19 protein-coding genes and 2 pseudogenes are annotated in these 22,724 nt (G+C 59.0%); 11 read left to right on the forward strand and 10 right to left on the reverse strand.

Features of this window, described 5'->3' with window-relative positions:
• Nucleotides 1-78 precede the first annotated feature (78 nt).
• From HJB84_RS14685 to HJB84_RS14715, 7 genes are all read left to right on the forward strand, one after another.
• Complete coding sequence (locus HJB84_RS14685; protein ID WP_207585779.1) at nt 79-2,340, forward strand: arginine/lysine/ornithine decarboxylase; 2,262 nt, start codon at nt 79-81, stop codon at nt 2,338-2,340.
• Entirely contained in the window at nt 2,337-4,724 is a 2,388-nt protein-coding gene (gene speC / locus HJB84_RS14690; protein ID WP_207585778.1) for an ornithine decarboxylase, read from the forward strand. The genes HJB84_RS14685 and speC overlap by 4 nt, the downstream gene beginning before the upstream one ends.
• Nucleotides 4,721-6,076, forward strand: a complete 1,356-nt coding sequence (gene potE, locus HJB84_RS14695) for a putrescine-ornithine antiporter (protein WP_207585777.1) — start codon at nt 4,721-4,723, stop codon at nt 6,074-6,076. Before speC ends, potE begins: the two co-directional genes overlap by 4 nt.
• Before the next feature lie 16 nt (nt 6,077-6,092).
• The gene (locus HJB84_RS14700; protein WP_221116255.1) at nt 6,093-7,019 is read left to right on the forward strand and encodes an amino acid ABC transporter substrate-binding protein; all 927 of its coding nucleotides are present in this window, start codon (nt 6,093-6,095) and stop codon (nt 7,017-7,019) included.
• Between the two features lie 22 nt (nt 7,020-7,041).
• Nucleotides 7,042-8,136, forward strand: a complete 1,095-nt coding sequence (gene cax / locus HJB84_RS14705) for a calcium/proton exchanger (RefSeq protein WP_207585775.1) — start codon at nt 7,042-7,044, stop codon at nt 8,134-8,136.
• 257 nt (nt 8,137-8,393) lie between these two features.
• The gene (locus HJB84_RS14710; RefSeq protein WP_221116263.1) at nt 8,394-8,729 is read left to right on the forward strand and encodes a potassium channel family protein; all 336 of its coding nucleotides are present in this window, start codon (nt 8,394-8,396) and stop codon (nt 8,727-8,729) included.
• Nucleotides 8,730-8,947: 218 nt separating this feature from the next.
• On the forward strand, nt 8,948-9,184 hold the full coding sequence (locus tag HJB84_RS14715; RefSeq protein ID WP_221116256.1) for a hypothetical protein: 237 nt from the start codon (nt 8,948-8,950) through the stop codon (nt 9,182-9,184).
• Between the two features lie 93 nt (nt 9,185-9,277).
• On the opposite strand, the gene HJB84_RS14720 is transcribed toward HJB84_RS14715, so the two are convergent.
• The 5 genes from HJB84_RS14720 to HJB84_RS14740 form a co-directional block, all read right to left on the reverse strand.
• On the reverse strand, nt 9,278-10,387 hold the full coding sequence (locus HJB84_RS14720) for an AI-2E family transporter (RefSeq protein ID WP_221116264.1): 1,110 nt from the start codon (nt 10,385-10,387) through the stop codon (nt 9,278-9,280).
• Between the two features lie 32 nt (nt 10,388-10,419).
• On the reverse strand, nt 10,420-11,262 hold the full coding sequence (ppk2, locus tag HJB84_RS14725; protein ID WP_207585772.1) for a polyphosphate kinase 2: 843 nt from the start codon (nt 11,260-11,262) through the stop codon (nt 10,420-10,422).
• Between the two features lie 17 nt (nt 11,263-11,279).
• Nucleotides 11,280-12,980, reverse strand: a complete 1,701-nt coding sequence (locus HJB84_RS14730; protein WP_246762909.1) for a SulP family inorganic anion transporter — start codon at nt 12,978-12,980, stop codon at nt 11,280-11,282.
• Between the two features lie 120 nt (nt 12,981-13,100).
• Nucleotides 13,101-14,258: an HlyD family secretion protein gene (locus tag HJB84_RS14735; protein WP_207585770.1), complete on the reverse strand. Its 1,158-nt coding sequence runs from the start codon at nt 14,256-14,258 to the stop codon at nt 13,101-13,103.
• The gene (locus HJB84_RS14740) at nt 14,258-14,599 is read right to left on the reverse strand and encodes a DUF3302 domain-containing protein (RefSeq protein WP_207585769.1); all 342 of its coding nucleotides are present in this window, start codon (nt 14,597-14,599) and stop codon (nt 14,258-14,260) included. Before HJB84_RS14740 ends, HJB84_RS14735 begins: the two co-directional genes overlap by 1 nt.
• A gap of 320 nt (nt 14,600-14,919) precedes the next feature.
• Here HJB84_RS14740 and HJB84_RS14745 point away from each other — a divergent pair, with 320 nt between their 5' ends.
• From HJB84_RS14745 to HJB84_RS14755, 3 genes are read left to right on the forward strand one after another with little or no spacing between them, the layout of a single operon-like run.
• Nucleotides 14,920-15,231, forward strand: a complete 312-nt coding sequence (locus HJB84_RS14745) for a hypothetical protein (protein WP_207585768.1) — start codon at nt 14,920-14,922, stop codon at nt 15,229-15,231.
• A gap of 41 nt (nt 15,232-15,272) precedes the next feature.
• Nucleotides 15,273-16,685 (forward strand): DUF3300 domain-containing protein, encoded by a 1,413-nt coding sequence (locus HJB84_RS14750; RefSeq protein ID WP_207585767.1) that lies wholly within the window; start codon nt 15,273-15,275, stop codon nt 16,683-16,685.
• Nucleotides 16,686-16,718: 33 nt separating this feature from the next.
• Nucleotides 16,719-17,651 carry a DUF2950 domain-containing protein gene (locus tag HJB84_RS14755; RefSeq protein ID WP_221116257.1) on the forward strand — a complete coding sequence of 311 codons (933 nt, stop codon included), beginning with the start codon at nt 16,719-16,721 and terminating at the stop codon, nt 17,649-17,651.
• Nucleotides 17,652-17,747: 96 nt separating this feature from the next.
• On the opposite strand, the gene HJB84_RS14760 is transcribed toward HJB84_RS14755, so the two are convergent.
• Both HJB84_RS14760 and HJB84_RS14765 read right to left on the reverse strand, forming a co-directional pair.
• Nucleotides 17,748-18,251, reverse strand: coding sequence for a CYTH domain-containing protein (locus HJB84_RS14760; RefSeq protein WP_207585765.1), 504 nt, complete (start codon nt 18,249-18,251; stop codon nt 17,748-17,750).
• 36 nt (nt 18,252-18,287) lie between these two features.
• Nucleotides 18,288-18,749, reverse strand: a complete 462-nt coding sequence (locus HJB84_RS14765; protein ID WP_207585932.1) for a hypothetical protein — start codon at nt 18,747-18,749, stop codon at nt 18,288-18,290.
• Nucleotides 18,750-19,004: 255 nt separating this feature from the next.
• Here HJB84_RS14765 and HJB84_RS14770 point away from each other — a divergent pair, with 255 nt between their 5' ends.
• Entirely contained in the window at nt 19,005-20,786 is a 1,782-nt protein-coding gene (locus HJB84_RS14770) for a hypothetical protein (protein ID WP_207585764.1), read from the forward strand.
• A gap of 273 nt (nt 20,787-21,059) precedes the next feature.
• On the opposite strand, the gene HJB84_RS14775 is transcribed toward HJB84_RS14770, so the two are convergent.
• The 3 genes and pseudogenes from HJB84_RS14775 to HJB84_RS33580 all read right to left on the reverse strand — a co-directional run.
• Nucleotides 21,060-21,728, reverse strand: coding sequence for a hypothetical protein (locus HJB84_RS14775; RefSeq protein WP_221116258.1), 669 nt, complete (start codon nt 21,726-21,728; stop codon nt 21,060-21,062).
• A gap of 417 nt (nt 21,729-22,145) precedes the next feature.
• A pseudogene (locus HJB84_RS34095) lies at nt 22,146-22,571 on the reverse strand (Lrp/AsnC family transcriptional regulator); the annotation flags it as partial.
• 25 nt (nt 22,572-22,596) lie between these two features.
• A pseudogene (locus HJB84_RS33580) lies at nt 22,597-22,724 on the reverse strand (MFS transporter); the annotation flags it as partial.

The raw sequence follows: 22,724 nt of genomic DNA on the forward strand, positions 1-22,724 counted from the left end.
ATGTACGATCCTCCAAACTGAGATGCACGCCGCTGCATGGCGGCCACAGTCTTTGACCCCCGGTTTCTGGAGGAATGCATGGAATTCCAGATGGCATTTCCGATAGCCGTTATCGACGAGGATTTTGATGGCAAGAACGCAGCCGGACGCGGCATGCGTGATCTGGCGGCCGCGATCGAAAAAGAAGGCTTCCGGATCGTCTCCGGCGTGTCTTATGAGGATGCGCGCCGGCTCGTTCAGATCTTCAACACCGAATCCTGCTGGTTGATTTCCGTCGACGGCTCCGAGGACAAGACTACGCGCTGGCAGGTGCTGGAAGAGGTTCTGACCGCAAAGCGGCAGAGGAACGACCGCCTGCCGATCTTCCTCTTCGGCGACAGCACGACTGCGGAAGACGTCCCGGCTACCGTGCTGCGCCACACCAATGCCTTCTTCCGGCTGTTCGAAGATTCAGCGGAATTCATGGCGCGCGCCATAGCGCAGGCTGCGCGGAACTACCTCGACCGGCTGCCGCCGCCGATGTTCAAGGCGTTGATGGCTTATACACTCGAGGGCGCTTATTCCTGGCACACACCTGGCCACGGGGGTGGCGTCGCTTTCCGCAAGAGCCCGGTTGGCCAGCTCTTTTACACCTTCTTCGGCGAAAACACGCTTCGTTCCGATATCTCCGTATCGGTCGGCAGTGTCGGATCGCTTCTCGATCATGTCGGACCGATCGCCGAGGGTGAGCGCAATGCGGCGCGTATTTTCGGCACGGACGAGACCATGTTTGTCGTCGGCGGTACCTCGACAGCCAACAAGATCATCTGGCACGGCATGGTGGGACGTGGCGATCTCGTGCTGTGCGATCGCAACTGCCACAAGTCTATTCTGCATTCTCTGATCATGACGGGCGCGACGCCAATCTATATGACGCCGTCGCGCAATGGGCTCGGTATCATCGGCCCGATCTCGAAGGACCAGTTTAAGCCGGAATCAATCGCCCAAAAGATTGCCGCAAGCCCCTTTGCCGGGCAGACCAGCGGCAAGGTCCGGCTGATGGTGATCACCAACTCGACCTATGACGGGCTCTGCTACAATGTCGACGCCATCAAAGAGGTATTGGGCGACGCCGTCGAGGTGCTGCACTTCGACGAGGCTTGGTATGCCTATGCCAACTTCCATGAATTCTACGATGGTTTTCACGGAATCTCGTCGACGAAGCCGGCGCGATCCAAAACCGCGATCACCTTTGCCACGCATTCGACGCACAAGCTTCTGGCTGCATTCTCGCAGGCATCCATGATCCACATCCAGCATGCCGCCACCAAGCGTCTGGACATTACGCGCTTCAACGAAGCCTTCATGATGCACACCTCGACCTCGCCGCAATACGGCATCATTGCCTCCTGCGACGTCGCGGCTGCGATGATGGAGCAGCCCGCAGGGCGTGCGCTCGTTCAGGAAATGATCGACGAAGCGATCAGCTTCCGTCGGGCGATGAACGCTGTCAGAAAACAGACGGAAGCAAGCTGGTGGTTCGATGTGTGGGAGCCGACGATTGCCGACGAGACGCCTAGCGACACTCATGCCGACTGGGTCCTCAAGCCGGGTGAGGCCTGGCACGGGTTCGCGGACCTTGCCGAAAATCATGTCATGGTCGACCCGATTAAAGTCACCATCCTTTCGCCGGGCTTGTCCGCAAACGGCATGATGCAAGAACACGGCATTCCCGCCGCGGTCATCACGAAATTCCTCTCCTCCCGTCGCATCGAGATCGAGAAGACCGGGCTCTATTCCTTCCTCATTCTCTTCTCAATGGGGATTACGCGCGGCAAATGGAGTACGCTTGTCACCGAGCTCATCAATTTCAAGGACCTCTACGACGCCAATGCGCCGCTGACGCGCGTGCTGCCGGCACTCGCCGCAGCCCATCCGGAGGCCTATGCGGGCATGGGGTTGCGAGATCTCTGCGAAAACATCCATGCGACCTATCGCAAGGACGACGTGCCGAAGGCCCAGCGCGACATGTACACGGTCCTGCCGGAAATGGCGCTACGTCCTGCCGATGCCTATGACCGGCTGGTCAAGGGGAAGATCGAGAGCATCGAGATCGACGATCTCATGGACCGCATCCTCGCCGTGATGATCGTTCCCTATCCGCCGGGAATTCCGCTGATCATGCCCGGCGAGCGGATCACCCCATCCACGAAGTCCATTCAAGATTATCTGCTGTATGCCCGGGATTTCGACAGCAAGTTCCCAGGTTTCGAGACGGATATCCATGGTCTTCGCTTCGCTCCAGGCGATGGCGGACGCCGCTACCTGATCGATTGCATTGCAGAAGGGGCGCAAGAATGATCCCGCGAGATGTGAAGTCTCCGACGGTCGCCATACCGTTTCACAAAATGCTGAAGATCGTGGCCGTCGTCGATCGCGATAATCCGCAGGCTGTGGAGCTGCTGGCGCAGATTGCCGCCGAGGGTTTCGAAGTGGAACTGCGCGACGGCTACTCTGCCGACGTGTCCGAAGATGCAGCCGTCGGCGCCTATATCGGCTCGGTCGAGGGCGGCTGGCTGCCGGCCGCGCGCAGCTTCCTCCGCTCCGTCAGGGATATCGGCTTCGCTACGCCGATCTGGGCCATGGCGGATACGCTGACCGTTGCGGATATGGATGTGGTCGAAATGGCTGGCGAGGTGGAAGGCTTCGTCTATCTCGGACAGCAGACGCCTGCCTTCTATGCCAAGCAGATCATTTCCAGCGCGGTCAACTACGGCAAAACGCTGTTGCCCCCGTTTTTTGGCGGCATGATGGCTTATGATGGTGAGGCAAATATCGCTTTCGACTGCCCGGGTCATCAAGGCGGCCAGTTCTATCGCAAGTCACCTGCCGGGCAACTGTTCTTCAAATATCTGGGCGAAAGCATTTTCCGCAACGATCTCTGCAATGCGGACGTCGATCTTGGCGACCTTTTGATCCACGAGGGGCCTGCCGTGGAAGCCCAGAAGCAGGCGGCGCGCATCTTCGGCGCCGACCGCACATATTTCATCTTGAATGGAACCAGCACCTCTAACAAGGTCGTCGCCAATGCGGTGCTGCGCAGCGGCGATCTCGTGCTCTTTGACCGCAACAATCACAAGTCCCTCCACCAGGGCGCTCTGGTGCAGGCGGGTGCGATCCCGATCTATCTGCCGACGGCCCGCAATGCTTTCGGCATGATCGGGGCGGTCGACTGGGCCGCCTGGGACGAGAAATGGCTCCGGCAAAAGATCGAGGAGCATCCTCTCGTCAGCGACAAAGGCCGGGCGAACGCTGAAAGGCCCTTCCGGCTGGCCTGCATCCAGCTCGCGACCTATGATGGCACGATCTACAACGTGCGGGAGGTGATGAAGAAGATCGGCCACCTCTGCGACTACGTGCTCTGGGACGAAGCCTGGATCGGCTACAATGCCTTTCATCCGCTCTTCGAGGGACACAGCCCGATGCGGCTCGAGGATCTTCATGCGGACATGCCGGGTCTGTTTTCCACCCAATCCGTGCACAAACAGGGGGCGGGCTTCTCACAGGCCTCGCAAATCCACAAGCGGGACGAACACATCAGCGGCCAGCGGCGGTTCGTCGAGCACAAGCGGTTCAACGAGTCGCTGCTGATGCACGTTTCGACCTCTCCATTCTATCCGCTCTTCGCCTCGCTGGATGTCAACGCCAAGGTTCATGAAGGCAAAGCCGGCGAGATGCTGTGGGACCGCTGCATCGAGCTGGGGATCGAGGTGCGCAAGAAGCTGCGCGGCTTCGTTCAGCACTACGAGTCCAACGCCGCCGGCACTGAGGAACAGTGGTTCTTCGATCCCTTCGTGCCGGACAAGGTCAGTGTTTCCGGTTCAAAACACACAAACGATCTCGAAGATGTACGGTGGGAGGATGTCCCAACAGACGTGCTCAAGCGCGAGCAGCAATGCTGGCGTTTCGATCCGCAGGCAAAGTGGCACGGTTATGCCGGATATGCGCCCGGCTATACCATGGTTGATCCCAACAAGCTTACGCTGCTGACGCCCGGCATCGATCGGAAGACCGGCGAGTATCGCGAGTTCGGCATTCCGGCGACGGTTGTCGCCAACTATCTGCGCGAGCAGCGGATCGTGCCTGAAAAATGCGACCTGAACAGTCTTCTCTTCCTGCTGACGCCGGCCGAGGATGAGAGCAAGCTGAACACCCTTGTCGCCAAGCTGGTCAAGTTCAAGAACCTGTGGGATCGTGATGCGCCGCTGCAGGAAGTGCTGCCCACGGTGTTTGCCGCCAATCGCCAGCGCTATGCCGGCTACACGGTCCGGCAGATTTGCCGCGAAATGCACAGCTTCTATCGTGAGGCCGGTGTCAAGGAGCTGCAACGCCTCTGCTTCCGCTCGGAAAGTTTCCCCGAACCGGCAATTGCTCCGAAGCAGGCCTACGAAGCGCTGGTGGCCAACAACGTCGATTACGTGCCGCTGACGGAGGCTGCCAATCGCATCTCCGCAACCCTGGCGCTGATCTATCCGCCAGGTATCGGCGTGATCGTCCCCGGCGAACGCTGGGACGACAGGGCGCGCCCAATGCGTGACTATTTCCTGGCTTTCGAAGAATCCTTCAACCGCTTCCCCGGCTTCAACTACGAAGTCCAGGGCGTGTTCCAGGAACGGATCGATGGCCGGATCAAGTTCTACACCTACGTCGTGCGCGAGCAGGGGGGCGAGAGGATCTCATCATGACCGAGAACACAATGCATCTTGCGACCGAGACGGCCGCTAAGAAGATGAACCTGGTTCAGCTCACCTTCATCGTCGCCGTCAACATGATGGGATCCGGCATCATCATGCTGCCTGCAAACATGGCGCAGGTCGGCGCCATCTCGCTGCTTTCCTGGCTCGTGACTGCCATCGGCTCAATGGCTATCGCCTGGGGGTTCGCCCAGGCCGGTATCTTCAACCAGCGCCCGGGGGGAATGTCGGCCTACGCCGAGGACGCCTACGGGAAGGATGGCTTTTTCCTGGTATTCTTTCTGTATTTTCTGTCGCTTGCCATCGGCAATGTCGCGATTGGCATCTCTGCGGTCGGTTATCTCGCGGGCTTCTTTCCCGTATTGACCTCGACGCCGATCATGACCTGTCTGGCATTGATCGTTCTGCTCTGGCTGACGACGGCGGCAAATTTCGGCGGACCGCGCATCACCGGGCGTATCGGCGCAATCACCGTTTGGGGCGTGATCATCCCGGTCGGGCTGCTTTCGATCATCGGATGGCTCTGGTTCAGTTCGAGCACCTTTGCCGAGGCCTGGAACCCGAAGGGATTGAGCCTCGGCCAGGGAATGGGCTCGAGCATCTCGCTGACGCTCTGGGCTTTCCTCGGCATGGAATCGGCAGCGCAGAATTCGGATGCCGTCGAAAACCCGAAGCGTGATGTGCCCCTTGCCTGCATGTTCGGCACGCTTGGCGCAGCCGTCATCTATATCCTGTCGACCACAGTCATCCAGGGCATCGTGCCGAACCCGGAACTCGCAGCCTCAACCGGTCCGTTCGCGCTGGCCTATGCCAAGATGTTCAACCCGATGATCGGCTCGATCATCATGGCGCTTGCAGTCCTTGCCTGTCTTGGTTCGCTTTTGGGCTGGCAATTCACGATAGCGCAGACCGCGCGCACCGCCGCCGAGGGGAGAATGTTCCCCGCCATATTCTCGCACGTCAACGAGATGGGCGCGCCGGTGAAGGGGATGATCATCCTTGGCATCGTGCAGACATGCCTTGCCCTGATGACCATTTCTCCGACGCTCAGCGAGCAGTTCTCCGCATTGGTCAACCTCGCGGTCGTGACGAATGTGCTGCCCTATATCATCTCACTGTCGGCACTGTTCGTCATCATGAAGGCGGCGCGGGTGCCGCCTGCGAAATACCGGCTGAACGCCGTCATCTGCATGATCGGCATGCTTTACAGCGTCTTCGCAATCTATGCTTCCGGCAAGGATGCGGTGATGGGGGGAATGCTGGTGACAGGGATCAGCTTCATTATCTACGGCCTGATCGCACCGCGCTTCGCCGTCGGCGTGAGCCGTGTGCCGTCCGAGTAGCGGGAGAGGAAAAACCATGCCTATCAGCAAAGGTCGATGGATCGCAACGGGCGCCTCCATCTTCATCGTGGCGCTGTCGTCTGTGGGTTTAGCGCCCGCTGACGCTCAGACGCTGGACCGTGTCCGCGCCAGCAGTTCGTTGAAGCTGGGCTACGAGCCCGATGCAAGGCCGTTTTCGTTCAAGACGGACAATGGAGCGCCCGATGGGTATGCGGTCGCCCTTTGCAACAAGGTTGCTGACAGCCTGAAAGCCGAACTGAACCTGTCGCGGCTCGATGTGGAGTGGGTACCTCTGACCGCCGACGCGCGGGCAAATGCTGTCCCGGATGGCGTCGTGGATCTCGTCTGTGGGGCAGAGCCGGTCACGCTCAGCCGCAGGCAAAAGGTCTCGTTCTCCATCCCGATCTTTCCGAGCGGAACCGGGGCCGTGGTCAGCGCCAGCGCGCCGCTGGCTTTGCGGGAGGTGTTGGAGTATGGCGAACCGACGAACCGGCCTGTATGGCGAGGCTCGCCCGCGCGCACGATACTCGAGCATAAGACGTTCTCGTCTGTAACGGGCACGACAAGTGAGCGTTGGCTGTCGGACAGGATCAAGACCTTCCAGCTCGCCGCGACGGCGACATCCGTCGACAACTTCCAGAAAGGGATCGAGCGCGTCCTGGACAGCCAATCAGCTGTCTTTTTCGGAGACATGCCGCTTCTGATGGACGCCGCGGCGCGCAGTGATAATTCTGGCGATCTGATTGTTTTAAAACGACATTTTACCTATGAGCCGCTCGGTCTTGAACTGGCGCGAACAGACGAGGACTTCCGGCTAACGGTCGATCGAGCATTGAGCCAAGCCTATGCGGCGAAGGATTTCCGCACATTGTTTGCAACATGGTTCGGTCCGCCAGATGAGGCGACAGTCACCTTCTTCCAACAGACGGCTTTGCCGGAATAACACCACCCAAGGGAGCGAACGGTTGAGCCTCCTTTTGAAAGAGATCCGCGACAGCCCCATGCTGTGGTTGCTGGTCGCAGTGCCGGTGGTGTTTATTGCTGCGGCGGTGATGCCTGAGGCCCACACGGCGCTCTTTGTCCTGTCGGTGCTTGCCATCGTACCGTTGGCCGGGTTGCTCAGTCACGCAACCGAATCCGTAGCCGCCAAGACGGGTGACGCCGCAGGCGGGCTGCTTAACGCGACGCTCGGAAATCTCACCGAGCTGGTCATTGCGCTGGCTGCCCTGCGCGCCGGCGAGTATACGTTGGTAAAATCGTCGATTGCCGGCGCGATCGTCACCAACACGCTGTTCATGCTGGGCGCCTCTTTTCTCCTGGGCGGGCTTAAATACCACTTCCAGGAGTTCAACCGAGCCAGTGCGCGTCTTCAAGCCGGCCTTCTCTTTCTCGCCACCGTTGGGCTTCTGATGCCCTCGGCGGTTGCTGAAATGGACTCCACCTCGGCGTCGGCCGTCACCCAAAAACTCAGTCTCGGCCTGTCGGTTCTTCTCATTGTCGGGTACGGACTGGGGCTGTTGTTCAGCCTCAGGACACACCGCGAGATTTTCGCCGCAGCAGAGCATGCGGAGAGCGACGAGATGCCGTGGCCGATCGGCCTCGCCCTTGCCACGCTTGCTGGCGTCACCGTCCTCGTCGCGCTGGTGAGCGAGATCTTCGTCGAATCGGTGCAAAAGGCAGCTGAAGCGTTCGGAATGACGCCAGCCTTCGTCGGTTTCATCGTCGTCGCACTGGTTGGCGGGGCCGCCGAAATGGCTTCGGCGTTCTCAGGCGCTCGTAAGAACCGGCTCGATCTCAGCGTCGGCATCGCGCTCGGAAGCGCTTCCCAGATTGCGTTGTTCGTTGCACCCGTCCTGGTTTTGCTGAGTTACGTGATCGGTCCGTCGCCGATGAACCTGCAGTTCTGGCCGGGAGTCGTGGTGATGGTCCTCCTTGCGACCATCACGGCGATGTTCGTGACGAATAGCGGACGGTCGGCATGGTTTGTCGGCGTGTTGGTGCTGATGGTCTATTCGATCTTCGCCATCACGCTGTATGTCCTGCCCCCGCAAATGCAGTGACGTCGGCTGCAGTGGAATGATGCCCGAGCCCGATGCGGTGCGATAAGGGTTCCGCGATGCTCGACTGCGCCGTGCATCTTTCCCGACGCGCAAACGACGCTCTAGAACAGGATGGTTGTAGGTCAGGTCGGCCTGAATCCTGTTCTACGTTAATAGTTATAGCATCATGTCCTCCGGAAACCGCTCACACGCGGCTGAACTGCAGAAAGGTGGAAATCGTGCCAGTAGGAAAAGGCGATGAGCCCGGCGCCAGGCAAATGAGACGTCTGTTCTTCATTGCGCTCGCCCAGCAGGTTCGTATCATTTGGCCAATCCTGTCCGGCATCGTGTCGGTAATGATCGTTTCTGGCCTGGCAATATGGCGCATCGAGAATTGGAGGATCGACGAAGCCCTCTACTTCACCTTTGTGACCGGACTTACCATCGGATATGGTGATTTTACGCCCAAACATCTGTCGGCTCGGATGTTTGCCCTGGTGATCGGTTTTGCCGGAATCGTGCTGACCGGCGTCGTTGCGGCTGTCACCGTGAAGGCCTTGAGCGCAACCGATCAAGACAGCCGGAATGGGAGATACCAACCAGATGAGCCCTGACCGATGCGGCTGCGGCTGCTATCTGTTGGGCCAAATAAAGGGACGGTTTTTTCGTGCTTGCATCTCGGCGTTCACCGTACATCCCTTCGACGGCCGACGCGTCGATCCCAAAGCGGCCCGGCCGAACCTTCCATTTTGAAATTGCATGGATCTGCGCGGGAACGATCTGATGTTCATGCAGTTCGGGTACCTTGCGGACGTGAGTGCGGAGCTAATCGATGGGCAAAGAGTGTGGACGGAGGAAATTGATGCTGAGGCTCCCCGAGTTCCGTCCTGATTTGGCCGATCAGGCCAGTGAGGCGCTGGGCGAGATTTTTGAGGCTTATGATCTTGCCGCCAATGCTCTGGACCGCTTCCGAAGGCAGCATCCAAGGCAACAGACGCTGATCAACGAGTACGAACAAGTCTGCCGCGAAATAGAGCAAGAGGTCGTCGTCTATCGCACCAAAGACTGAACACGGAGAACACCCGAGAGCGTTCATCGAACAGACGGAGATATTTCATCTAAGCCGTCGCACGACGTCAGAATCTGTTTGGGCCGACTGATTTCAAGCCGCGTTCGATCCGTCTGGTGCATCTGATGGCCATGCCCAGGCTCTCAGAAGTTCATAGAAGACACTCAGGACGATCGGTCCCAAAAATAGCCCCAGCAGACCGTATGATAGGGTGCCTCCTATCACGCCGATTAGTATGATCGGCATGGGAGTCGAGAGGCCCCTAGACATCAGGATCGGCTTCAAGATGTTGTCGATGAGCGTGATGGGGACCGCAATGCAGGTAAAGACGAAGGCGGTGACGGGAGACCAGGAGAACCAGGCCCAGATGATGGCGGGCAGGAGCACCAGGCCGGGCCCGAGCTGCATCACGCAGAGCATGAAGACCAGAAAAGTCAGCGCGCCGCGCGCCGGCATGCCAAAGACGGCGAAACACAAACCGCAAAGCAAGGTCTGCAGAAAGGCAACGCCGATGACACCGCGCGATACGTTTCGCACGGTCGTTCCGGCCAGCCGGGCAAAGCCGACACCTCTGTCCCCGCCGACCCGGCTCGCCAGCGCCTGAATTGCTGTCGCCAAGCGCGCCGCCCTTGTCAGAAGCAGGCCGGAAAGCATGATCGATACGACAAAGCTCAACAGGCCGCCGCCAACCGAGGCGAGCTTTGCAACAACAACGCCCATGACCTCACGAATGGGCGCCTGAAACTTGACGATGGTGGAGGCCAGGTCACCGGCAATCTGGTTCCATGTGTCATGGATTCGCTCGCCGACGATCGGCCATTCCCGCACCGCCGCCGGGGCGGAGGGGAGCGTGACGTTTCCTGTCCACAACTTGCCGATCAACGCCTGCGCGGCATCGGCAAAATTGACGGCAACGAGGCCCAGCGGTGCGATGATCAGGACAAGACAGCCGACGACAATGACCGTCGCCGCAATTCTCGGTCTGTTTCCGATCAGCCGCGTGAGCGCTTCGAACATCGGGAACAGTGCGACCGCAAGAATGGCCGACCAGATGACGATGAGTGCGAAGGGCGCGATGAGAACCATGGTCCAGTAGGTAAAAAGCCCGATGATGCCCAATCGAACCAGATCGCTAACTTTCGCCTCTATCGAAACCTGTCCGGCCTCGCTGCGTTGCGTCGTCGTCTCGGCTGATCTGTCCATCATCGCGCCCGCCAGTTCCAGGCTCGTTTTGTTTATGGCGTGACGTCGGGCACGACATGTCGGATGCTGTGATCGTCCACGAAGTCGGCCGGCCGCTTCTGGCGTTTTTTGAGATCCGGCGCATTAAACTTGACGCGTTCATAAGGGATGGATTGCAGGATGTGCGAGATGCAGTTGATCCGCGCACGTTTCTTGTCGTCCGACGGCACAATCCACCACGGTGCGTGATTTGTATCGGTCATCCGCAGCATCGCGTCATAGGCGCGCGTATAATCCCACCAGCGCTGATAGGATTCGACATCCATCGGGCTCAGCTTCCATTGCCGCAGCGGGTCGTCGATCCGACGCTTGAAACGACGCTCCTGTTCCTCCTCGCCGACCGTGAGGAAATATTTCAGCAGAACAACGCCGCTTTCGACGATCGAAGCCTCGAAGCGAGGCGCTAATTCAAGAAAGCGCTCTGCCTTCTTTTCGCTGCAGAAACCCATGACGCGGTCGACGCCGGCACGGTTATACCAGCTGCGGTCGAAAATCACGATCTCGCCGGCTGCCGGCAGATGGGCGATGTATCGCTGCATATAGATCTGTGATTTCTCGCGATCGGTCGGAGCGGGCAGCGCCACGACGCGGAAAACGCGCGGACTGACCTTTTCCGTTATCCGCTTGATCATGCCGCCCTTGCCGGCGGCGTCGCGTCCTTCGAAGATGATGACAATCCTCGCACCGGATTTCTTCACCCAGGCTTGCAGATGCGCAAGCTCCACCTGCATGCGGCCGATTTCTTTTTCATAATCCCACGACTTCTTTTTCTTTTTGTCCTTGCCGCCATTGTCGGTTTTCACATCGATCTGGCTCGGTTCGTAATTCTCGTCCATGGCTCTCCCTCCTGTGCTTAAGGTACGTTGGCTTCCGAAGCTGCCGTCCCGGTCTGATCGAAATCGCCGATCAGCGTTCGCAGGGCTTCTTCCCTGCCGTTGAAAAGATTGTCGGCTCCGATCGCCTTGATGACGCCGGCGCGTTCGAGAATGCCGCGGCTCTCTTCGCTGAGGTCAGCAATCGCGAAGATGATGTTCCGCTGCGCAAGGAGCTCGGCCACGGCCTCCAGTGCCGTTGCGCCGGTGCTGTCGATATGCGTGATCGCGCTCGCATCCAGCACGAGGCATCTGGTCCCGACAGCGAGCTCCTTTGCCACCGATGTCAGCCGCATGCGCAGGTAGTCGGCGTTGTAAAACAGAATGCTGCCCTGAATGGCAAAGACGGCCGCGCCCTCGACCGAGCGGGCTTCCGGAAACCGGCGAAGATCAAAGAAGCCATGCCGTCCCTCGATGCGGCCGAGAAGACCGTCGCGCGGGAACATCGTCTGACGCAGCAGATAGGCGAAAGTCGCCGCAACAGCGACGACCACGCCGTTGAGGACCCCAAAGCTGATCGCACCCCACATGGCGATCAGCGCAAAGATGAATTCCATCCGGCTGACACGCCAGATCTTCTTCAGTTCGTGAACATCGATGAGGCTGATCGCCGCCGTTGCAAGGATTGCCGCCAGCGCCGGAATGGGAAGTATCCGCAAGGCACTGTGAAGGAAAACAAGAGCGGCAATCAGGGTCGCTGCCGATACCAGTCCCGCGGCCTGCGAGACGCCGCCCGTCGACAGGTTTATCGCGGTTCGCGAATCCGAAACGCTGACCGGAAACGAGCCGAAGAGGGCGGGTGCAATATTGGCAGCACCAAGTCCGATCAATTCCTGATTGGCGTCGACCTCCTCTCCGGTTCGCGAAGCGAAGCTTCTTGCCGCGACGATGCCGGCGCCGAAGCTGACGAGAAAGATGGCGGCTGAACCGAGCACGATCTTATCGAGAGGCATCCGATGCAATGCGGGCAGGGACAGGCTCGGCAGCCCGCTCGGGATGTCACCGACAACCGCGATACCCCGGCCTTGGAAGTCGAAGATCGCAGAGAGAACAACCGAGAGGACGACCACCAGAACAGGGCCCGGAACTCTGAAATGGAAGGCCCGGACGACCCATAACAACGCGAACATGATGAGGCCGAGAAGGAGCGAAGGCCAATGGATCAGACTGCTCTTGGCGAGGAGCTCGACGAGTGGCGGGATCAACCCATCCGATTCAATCTTGAGCCCTGTGAAGCGGCCGATTTGTCCGACAAGGATCGACAGCGACACGCCGGCGAAGAACCCCACCAGAATGGGACGCGACAGAAAGCTCGCGAGAACACCGAGCCTCAACAACCTTGCAGCAATGCAGCAGACACCGACACCGAGGGCAAGGGCCGACGCGATGGCGATCCTGTCGGTATCGGTCGCCGCCGGTCCAGTTGCGATGATCGCACCCATGGCGGCCGCCAGCACGGTCATGGTCGCGGCGTCGGGCCCGACGACCAAGAGCCGGGAAGGTCCAAAGATCGCATAGGCGATCGGCGCGACGATGCTGGCATAGATGCCCGTCTCAGGGGGCAAACCGGCGATGGCGGGGTAGGCGATGGCGCTCGGCAAACCAACGGCTGCGATCGACAGGCCGGCCGGAATGTCACTGCGGAGCCAGGCTCTGTTGAAGCCGGCAAGGCCCCGCAACATGGGAAGACTTCCTATCACCACTGGCTCCTTATCCCTTGCCGTTGGCCCTTGCCCGCTCGGCGCGCGTCGGATCTTGGTATTGCGGCGCAAACCGACGCAGGGTTTCTGCGGGACATGCCGTTAGTGTTCGAGGAACACGAAGTTCATCCAGCTGCTCATCCGCAACAGGACCTTGCGAAGGACTGCGACGTGGTGCCAATGGTGGGTGTAGACCGCGACATCGGCGACGACGCCGCCCGGTAGTTGATAATCGTCTGTGTTTTCGAGCAACTCGATCTGAGCCAGCGTTTGCCCGGGCGATATGCGCTCGGGCGATTGCGGATCGATCAGCGCACCGCTCGGCTGGAGTTGGCCCTGTGCCATCACATCGATGACCCCCTGCACCCGGGCCTTGAATATCTTGCCGGGCACGGCTCTGAAGGAGACCTCCGCTTCATCGCCGACGCGCACTCGCTGCAGCGAGTTCTGGATGAAAGCTGCCGCCAGCATGCGGTCCTGGCTGTCGATGAAGACCATGACCGGCCGCAAGGGCAGAGGGTTGGCCATCATTCCGGGGCGGAGGAAAACCTGCGTGACGTAGCCATCGGTCGGAGCCCGCACGACCGTCTGGTCGAGTTCGTATTCGGCGTTGTTCAATTCCGCTTGCAGCCTTGCAACTGTCGGGTTGGTTCCGTTGATCTCTGACTCATAGGCAAGTCTCGCCTGCACTGCTTGGGCGATGGCCGTGTCGACCGCAGCCTGCGAAGTCAGGTAGATGCCGCGCCGGTTCTCGACCTCAAGTTCGGAAAAGACGGCGCCCTTGCCGCTCGACTTCGCATTCTCGTTCGACTGCTGGAATTTCTCAAAGGCCTGCTGCGACCTGTCCCTCGAGGCCTCTGCGCCCGTGACCCCTGAATTGGCTGCATCCATGGCCGCTTTCAATTGCAGGACGGACTGCTTGGCTTCGGCGAGCGCGGCATTCTTCTGATCGACGGTGAACTGGTAGGGCCTCGGATCTATGCGAAAAAGAATGTCGCCTTTTTTCAACGGCGCATTCGCTGTCACCGGGACCTCGACGACCTGGCCTCCGACGACGGGAATGACCGGAGCCGAGGTGAAGTAGATGCGACCGTCGCCTGAATAGGGATGGTTGTAGCTCATCAGCAGCAGCAGGGTAGAAATGAGGAAGATCCCTCCAAGGACCGCGGTTGCGAGCGTCCACTGGTTCACAGGGATCCTGAATATTTTAAAGACTGCCCAGCAGATCGCGGCGTAGGTGAGTATGAGGAGCAGATCCATCAGGCGTTCTCCTTCTCCGGCGTCTTTGTCTCGAGCTCGGCGATTCTTGCATGGAGACGAGCAATTTCCGCATTCGCCTCAGCTTCCGCCGATAACTTTCCGTCCTGCCGGATGCCCCAGCCCCTGTCTTCGCGGTAAAGCGTTGCCCAAATGAACAGAAACGGCCAGATCACGTGGAGCGTGAAGAGGCTGACCCATCCTGCAACGTGTATCGCGTCCTGATGGGGGTGGTTTCGTGCCTTGGCCATCAGGTGGGGAATGTCGTGAATTGCAATCACGGCGTAGAAAAGGGTGACCACGACGAAGACCAAGACGCCCAAGGCAAAATAGTCGAGAAACACGGATCCCCCTTCTGGCTTGGTCTGCCCGAGCCATCTTGATCGCAAGCGAGGATTGGATAGTAGGCCCCTTTCGGCGCAAAGACCCGTAGCATCGCGTAATCTCTATCGGGGCGTCCCCAGCCGATCTGCCTGAGTGGATTGCCGGAGTGGGACGGAAAAACGCCGGATAGGCAGATGCATCCCGTTCCATGGCTTGGTTGTCGAATGCGCAAATCGATTCGAGCGCCGGCGAGCGTAGGATCGCGTATTTTACGTCTTGAGGCGGTTCGCCTGATATATAGTTCCGTATCTGCTGGCGCAGTTCGGTGGCGGGGGCGGAGATGGTGTCGGGAGAAAGTGGTTCGACATATTTGTCCGCCCTCGAAGCGGCAGAAGCTCATTTTCCCGACCAGGCAAGGCTCGTGCAGCGACTTTTCTACGTAAACGAGGCCTTTCACAGCATGTGCGAGGATCTCGCTGCGGCGGCGCAGGCATTGGCGCATGTCGAACAGCTGTCTGACGCCGTAAGGGAGGCGCGGCGGCTGGAATATGCAGGCTTGGTCGACGCATTGCTGAAAGAGATGAGGGAAGCGATAGCACAATCGAAAATTGTGATGCTCAGGCGGACGCCAGTTAGTCCGAAACTGCGGTGAACGCTTCTGCCATTCAACGATTAAAGGGAGGTCCTTGTGCGATGAATAGAGTTTCCCGCAAGCTGCTGGTTGGGTTGTCGACCTTGGCGATCATCGCGTTGCAGCCGGCACTTCCTGTCAGAGCGCAGGCTCCTGCACCAGCTGCGGCGCCCAACCAGGCGGATGCAGAACAGTCCACGGCGACACTCCTTTCAGACGATGAACTTGAAGTGCTCGTGGCGCGGATCGCGCTCTATCCGGACGAACTGGTCGCGGCGATTTCGGCCGCCTCGCTGTTTCCCTTGCAGATCATCGAAGCCCAGCGTTTTCTGGATACGAAAAAGAAGAATGCCGACCTCAAGCCCAAAAGCGACTGGGACGGCAGCGTCGTCTCGTTGCTCAACTACCCCGATATCGTCAAGATGATGAGCGAGGATCTCGATTGGACCCAATCGCTTGCCGATGCGCTCACCAATCAGCAGAAGGATGTGCTGATTGCCATTCAGCAACTTCGCGACGAAGCGGTGGCAAAAAACATCATCAAGACGGATGACAAGGTGACGGTCGTTACGGAAAACGACAATGTCATCATCCGTCCGACCGATCCGGAAAAAATCTATATCCCGCAATATCCGCCGGAGATGCTTTACGAGCCGGGCTATGCTTCTGAACCGATCTCCTACTATCCGGAGCCGTACGACAATTATTACTATCCCGGAGCCGCTTTCTTTGCCGGCGCGGTAACCGGGGTCGCCTTTGCCGCCATCGTGAACTGGGACGACTGGGGTGTGTGGGGAGGTCGCTGGGGCGGTGGTGACGTCGACATCGACTGCAACAATTGCCTGAACGGTCGAAATTTCAACGGGAAGATGAAGTTTAACGATGTCGATTGGTCGAATGTCGACCGCAGCAAAATGAGCATCGGCAAGGACCAACTTGCCAAGCTGGACCGTTCGTCGATCAAATCCGGATTGCAGGCCGACAATCGCAATCAGTTGCGCAACAGAGCGTCCGAAATAAATGCAAGCCAGAGGACGGGCACGCGTGATGTCGGCGCCCGCGCCGACGATATCCGGAAGGGAACGGTGCAGGGGCTGAAGGAAAAGCCGCGACCCGGAGCGCCGAACGCGGCCAATCGTCCGGGGGCGTCACGCCCCGACGCGCGCCCCGCGAAGTCGGCCAATCGCCCGAACAAGCCGGCCGCAAGGCCTGCGCAGAAAGCCAAAAAACCGCAAATGGCCGCCAGGTCCGACAATCGCAACCGGCAGCCGAGTGCGCTTGGCAATGTCCAATCCGGCCGCCGGGAAGCGGTTTCTTCGAAGCGGGGTGCGCAGAGCATGGGCGGCCAACAGCGCTCTGCGCCGCGCGCCGCGCCACAGCGCTCCCGCCCTCCAGTATCCCACGGTGGTGGCCGTGGTGGCGGTGGCCGTGGTGGTGGTGGCGGCGGTGGCCGTGGCGGCGGCGGCCGGCGATAAATGTCTTCCTTCCAAAATTGCCGGAGTTATATGATGAGAACTCAATCACCCTTGATCCTGCTTATGCTTTCTACCGCGCTCTGCGTTTCCGCGACCCCGTCAGTGTCGCGGATGCAGACTGATCTCACCGAGTTTGCGGCGGAAGGTCCGACGCCGTCGTTTGGCACGCCGGCCGAGGTTCTCGATCGGCTGAAGGCAGCGCTGGCTAACAACGATGTCGACGGGTTCGCAGGTCTTCTCGGCCTGAAGGCGGACAAGCTGCGGTCCAGCAACGAGGCGATGATCACCTATGGGCTGATCCGCGAAGGCGCTGCACGGCAGATCATCCTGGAGGATCTCGGTGGACGGAAGTTCGTCGCGATCGGCGACCGGCTTTGGCCTTTGCCCTTCCCGCTGACGGAAAAGGACGGGAAATGGTCCTTTGACACCCAGGGCGGCCTTCAGGAGATCATCAATCGCCGGATCGGCGAAAACGAACTCGCGACGATCGACACCATGCACGAATATGTCGCGGCTCAGTATCAATATGCGTCCGAGGACCGAGATGGCGATGGCATTTACGAGTTCGCGAAAAAATTGATTAGCAGTCCGGGCAAGCTGGACGGCCTGTATTGGGACCCGAGCGTCTTTGGCGAAGAAAGCCCGGCAAGCGCCTTGGTCGAGACGGCTGCCTTCGGCGCCGCCAAACGCGGCGAAGGTTATTTCGGATACCGCTATCGCATCCTGACCGCCCAGGGTGACAATGTGCTGGGCGGTAAACAAAGTTACGTCGTCAACGGCTATATGACCGCCGGCTTTGCGTTGCTCGCCTGGCCCGTCGCATATCGGGTGACCGGCGTGGAGACATTTATCATCAACGGGGCGAGTGTCATCTATCAGCGCGACCTCGGTCCGCAAACGGAACAGCGCGCCGCGGCGATCAAGGAATTCAATCCGGACGCCAACTGGACGGTTGTCAGCGAGTAGATCCAAGAGCGTGTCGCCCGAAAACTGTGAGTATTTTCGCGCGACTTCATCCTTGCCCTCTCATTGGAAACAGGATTCAGACTTGGCCGACCCGGCCTACAATAATCCTGTTCTAGCGGTGACGCCTTGCGCCCGGGAGGGAAGGTCCAGGGCAGCGGCCATGGCGCGGTTGGAGTAGCGCTTAATGCCTGTGACTTCTTGCCCAAGCCAGCTCGGCAGGTCTGGCCGATCATCTTCGCTTGCCATTTCTATCTCGGCGAGCGTCAATCCCTCATAGAGCCCAGCAAAGACGTCTATGGTCCAGCTTCTGCCGTGATGGAGGACCTGGTAACGCGTCTTTTCAATGACATGGCCGGTGGCATGGAGGAGCAGGTCGCGGGCCTCTTCGACGGGAATTTCGTACTCGAATTCCTCCTTTGAGAGCTCCGCTATGCGGAACTTGATCGTCAGGCACGCAGAATGCCCGTCGATCAGGCGGACGCGTATCGAACTGTCTTCGCGGGACAGGTAAGCCTGCTGCAGGACATGCGAGTTGCCGGCGCTATCGCGCCAGCTATTATCGCGGATCAGGAACTTGCGTTCGATCTCGGTCGCTTTCAAGTGATGTTCCTCCGCCCCGACCAGCGGCTCCTGCGGTCAGTCGACAGGCGGCTCCCAAGTGAGGAAGAAGCCGACATCTCCAGGCATGCCGTCCGGGAAGCTGATGATCATGGCCTTCAGCCCGTAGCCCTGCGGCCTCGCAACCTGCTCGAAGAGTTCGAGGAGTTCCTTTGCCTTCCCCTGCAGGGTCTTCTGCCATCCGGGTAGGTTGTTATTGATGGCGCGGCCGCTGTCCGAGCAGAATGTCGACGGGAAACTGTAGATCAGCGCCTCGTATTTGCCGTCTGCGGCGGCTTTCATCACCAGCCGCTTGATAACGGTGCGTTCTGCTTCGCCGATACTTTTTCGAAAAAAATCCTCGACGAAATCCGCATGTTTTTTTGCTTCACGCGCCTTGATCTTGTCGCTACGGTCCATCTCGAGAAGCTGAAGCTCCAGAGCACGTTTGCGCAATTCCTCCGCGCTTGTCATGGGATGCGGGGTCGAGGGCTCAGTCATGGCAGCTTCCTCCAGAATATCCGGTGATGATAGGGGGAGCTGGGGCATTAAGGCAGTAAAATACATGTCGGCTGTGGTAGAATACGGTATCTTACGCTGGGATTTCTGTGACGTCATACCTCATCTGACTATTGCGCGAATCCCTTTGGCCATTATTGGGCTGCTCGGTTGGGTCGGGATTGCCGTTACGCCAGGCTGAGATTAGTGTTGGGCAGCATACTGCAGGTTGTTGGAAATCGGAATCCGGGGGGCCTGATGACGAGTGCAGGCATTAACAGGAGCATCGCTTCGCAAGACGAGGTGCATCAGCAACTCGAGCGTATTCTTGCCAGCCGGGAGTTTCGCCTCCCGGAACGGGCGAGAAGATTCCTCGAATTCGTGGTGATGGAAACGCTTGCAGGCCGCCGCGAATACCTGAAAGCGTTTACCGTTGCACAAGCCGTTTTTGGCAGGGATGCGAAATTCGATGCCCAACAGGATCCATGTGTCCGGATCGAAGCAGGGCGGCTGAGACGCGAGCTGGAACACTATTACCTGACCGATGGCGGCGCTGATCGGGTTATCATCACAATTCCCAAGGGCGGATACGCGCCAGTCTTCGAAGTCAACCCCGATGCTGAACTGATCGAGATGTTGCCGGTGGAGCAGCCTCTTCGCTCGGCGTTCTCAGGCGACGACGGCGAGCAGGCCAAAGCGGCGGCAGACGAGATCGGCGAGGTGCGCCGACACGTATCGAGGCGGCATTGGCTTCTCGTAGCAGGCGCGGTGATTGTCTTCGCCGCGGCAGTGGGCATATTTCAGCAAGTGGGGTCGCCGCGCTCGGATCATGGGGCCGCACAGGGAGCCGATACCCGCCCCAGCATTATCGTCGAGCGTCTTGACGCGTCGTCCGGGGGGGCGCCCGCGACCGATATCGCTCGGGGCATGACCGACGACATCATCGAGAAGATGGTCCGCTTCAATGAAATCATTGTGGTCACCGCCATGCCGCGAAATAACGGCGTCCCTTCGTCACAGCCGCTCTACGCCCTCCAGGGAAGTGTGGAGCTCGAAGGCAACCGGCTGCGGTCAATCGTAAGGCTCGTGCGGCGGGCGGACGCGGCGGTCATCTGGGCAAGTAACTATGATGTGGACACGAAAGTGCAAGGCATTCCAGAAGCCCAAGCAAGCCTCGCTGGGGACATAGCCACGGCGGTCGCGCGCCCATTCGGGGTGATGTTTGAGAGCGATACCGCAACCATCGCCGGAAGCGCGGACACTTTTTCGTGCATTCTCTCCTATTACAGCTACCGTAGCGAAATGACGGTGCAGGCCCTTGAGGTGGCAAAACATTGCCTGCAAGCGGCGGTGGAAAAAGCGCCTGCCGATTCCAATGTTGCGGCGCTGCTTTCGCTGATAAATCTCGACGAGTTCCGCTTTTCATACCAGCTTCACACGAAACCGACCGCTGCGACGCTTGGCGTCGCGAAGGCGCTTGCCCAACTGGCGGTGCGGCTCGATCCGAAGAATGCGCGTGCGCATCAAGCGCTGATGCTTGCCGACTTTTTCGGCAATGATCAGGCTGGGGCTTTAGATGCCGGCGCCGCTGCCTATGCCAGCAACCCGAACGATACCGAAGTGGTCGGTGAATATGGCTTGCGCCTTTCAATGTCGGGGGAGTGGGATAGAGGCTGCGGATTGATTTCCGAGGCTGTCGGGAAAAATGCCGGTCCGCGCGGATATTACGAGGTTGGAATGGCGCTGTGCGCTTTCATGCGGGGCGATTTGCAAGCTGCCGAACTATGGTCGCACATGTCGGACCTCAACTACAATCCGATGCATCGTCTCGTATTGCTTTCGATTCTCGGGGCGCTTGGAAAGAAACAGGAGGCCCAAGAGCAACTGGAATGGATCAAGAGCAAATCACCTGCATTGATCTCGAACGTCAGGCCCGAAGTCGTCACACGGCTGGCGCGGACCGAAGATCAAGAGCGGTTTCTCGCAGGAATAGAGGCCGCCGGCCTGTCCATGCCAAACGACAAGACGCCGAAGGAATGACGGATTCAATCAGCCGCCGTGCCTGAGCGGATGGCCCAAGTTGCCCGATGAGCGCCTGCCTCCTCGGCTGAGGTCAATCGTTGTGCGTCACCGGTCGAAACTCCTTCTCCACGATAAAGATTCGACGAGCGCACACTGGTCAGGGTGCTGTCTGAGCAAAGCGAAGACATCCCAACTGACTTTCCAGGGCAAGCATGAATGAGACGTACACGGCGTTCGACCGCAGCCCGCAAAAAACAGCTCGGCTCTTACCAACTAACGCGGTCGCTTGGTTTACTCGGCGTCCTCGTTCGCCCTGGGAAACAGTTCAAGCACATTTGACCCGTTCGAGGACGCTGGAGTGCCTGGCTTTCGGCGTCGCGAACCGCTTTGTCCAGCCTTTTGAATAGCTGAAACGAGCCCTTCGCGCTGGCGATAATAGTCGGGCTTGGCAGGCAGAGTCAGGTCGAACTCTTTTAGCATACGCTCAATGATGTCCATCGCTTCAGCCGCGAGATTAGCATAACCTTCTTGGCGTCGCTCGAAGAAGCCACCGTATCTCGGCTTGGAAAGGTCGAGACTATCCAAGGCGTATGAGAGGTTTTTCACGCGGTTCGACAGCCACAGAATTTCGTCCGAAAGCTCGGCATCGAAAATGTTCCAATTGGCGTTCGCTGGTAGCACAAGGGTCGGATCTGGAACGTGGAACACGAATTCGCCTTCATCAATAGGATTGAATTCGGGCATGTCGTGAACGGCAGCATAGCTGGCTCCGACAAAGTCATCTAGCGCCAGCACCGTCATCATCGCGAGGTTTCTCGTTTCGGCCTTTGGGCGCCGGTTGATTCCCGTCTTCACAAGTCGAATGACGTTCGGAAGCAAGGAACCAGCAGCTAAACTGCCAGCGCCTATGAACGCTCCCATTGCCATGATCCCTTGAGTGGTTTCGAAGAACTGCGTCAATAGTCACCTCGTTGAATAGGAGATGTGAATTGCGTCAAGCAGCAGACGCTGACGGAATCCGCACTTTCCGTTCCAGTTTGCCTTGAACTGAAATGATAGGGAACTCGGTTTCGCCGGAATGCTCTCCATCGAGCGTGACGACCTCAGTTCCGTTGAAGCCTTGGCAATGAGCTGTTGGTCCAACGATCAATCAGCATCTCAAATGAGATCGAGCGGCTTCGCTTTCAAGGACCTCCCGATAATCGGGCCTCGAACGATTTAGCGGTTATGGCAAATCGACTAGTCGGACGCGCTCGGAGGGATCGCCCTCGTCTGTCTCGGCTGCAACTCGAACCACATTCTTCGTCCGAGCGAGATCCCGGTGATGGCCGCGACTCTTGCGAGAGGTGGATTTGGACATGAACCAGGCCTTGGCTGCAGGAGCGGCAGGCGGCGTTTGACGGAGGTGCCCTTGATGACAGCCGTGCTGGTGACGGCGTATTCAGAGAGAGCTTCAAGAACATCTTCCATCTGCTCGATCGAATGGACGACCAAGCGGGCGAGGAAAGGATCGTCACCGGTGATCTTGTCGCATTCGATAAATTCCGGCCGCTCCTGAATAAGTCTTTCGGCAAGATGAAGCTTGCCGGGGAGAGGCCTGATCCTCACCATCGCCCGGATCTGATAGCCGATCGCGCGCGTGTCCACATCGACCGTGAAATCCCGGATAACTCCGGTTGCCTCCAGCCTGCGAACACGCTCCGAAACGCATGGCGCGGCCATGCCGATGAGGCGGGCAAGCTCGCTCATCGATAAGCGGGCATCCGAATCGAGCGCGGCCAGAATACGTGCGTCAACCTGGTCCTGTTGCCGCTAGCTTCCTTCGAGCTTACACGGCCTGCACATTCTGGTCCTTCGGCAGCGAGATCGTCATCGCCGCGGCGGCGGCGGCCGTGACTGCAACCGCGAGATAGATGCCGCTGAAACTCTCCGTCGATGTCTTGATCACGCCGCCAA

This window comes from Rhizobium sp. NZLR1b (genome assembly GCF_019685155.1).
Lineage (GTDB): Bacteria > Pseudomonadota > Alphaproteobacteria > Rhizobiales > Rhizobiaceae > Rhizobium.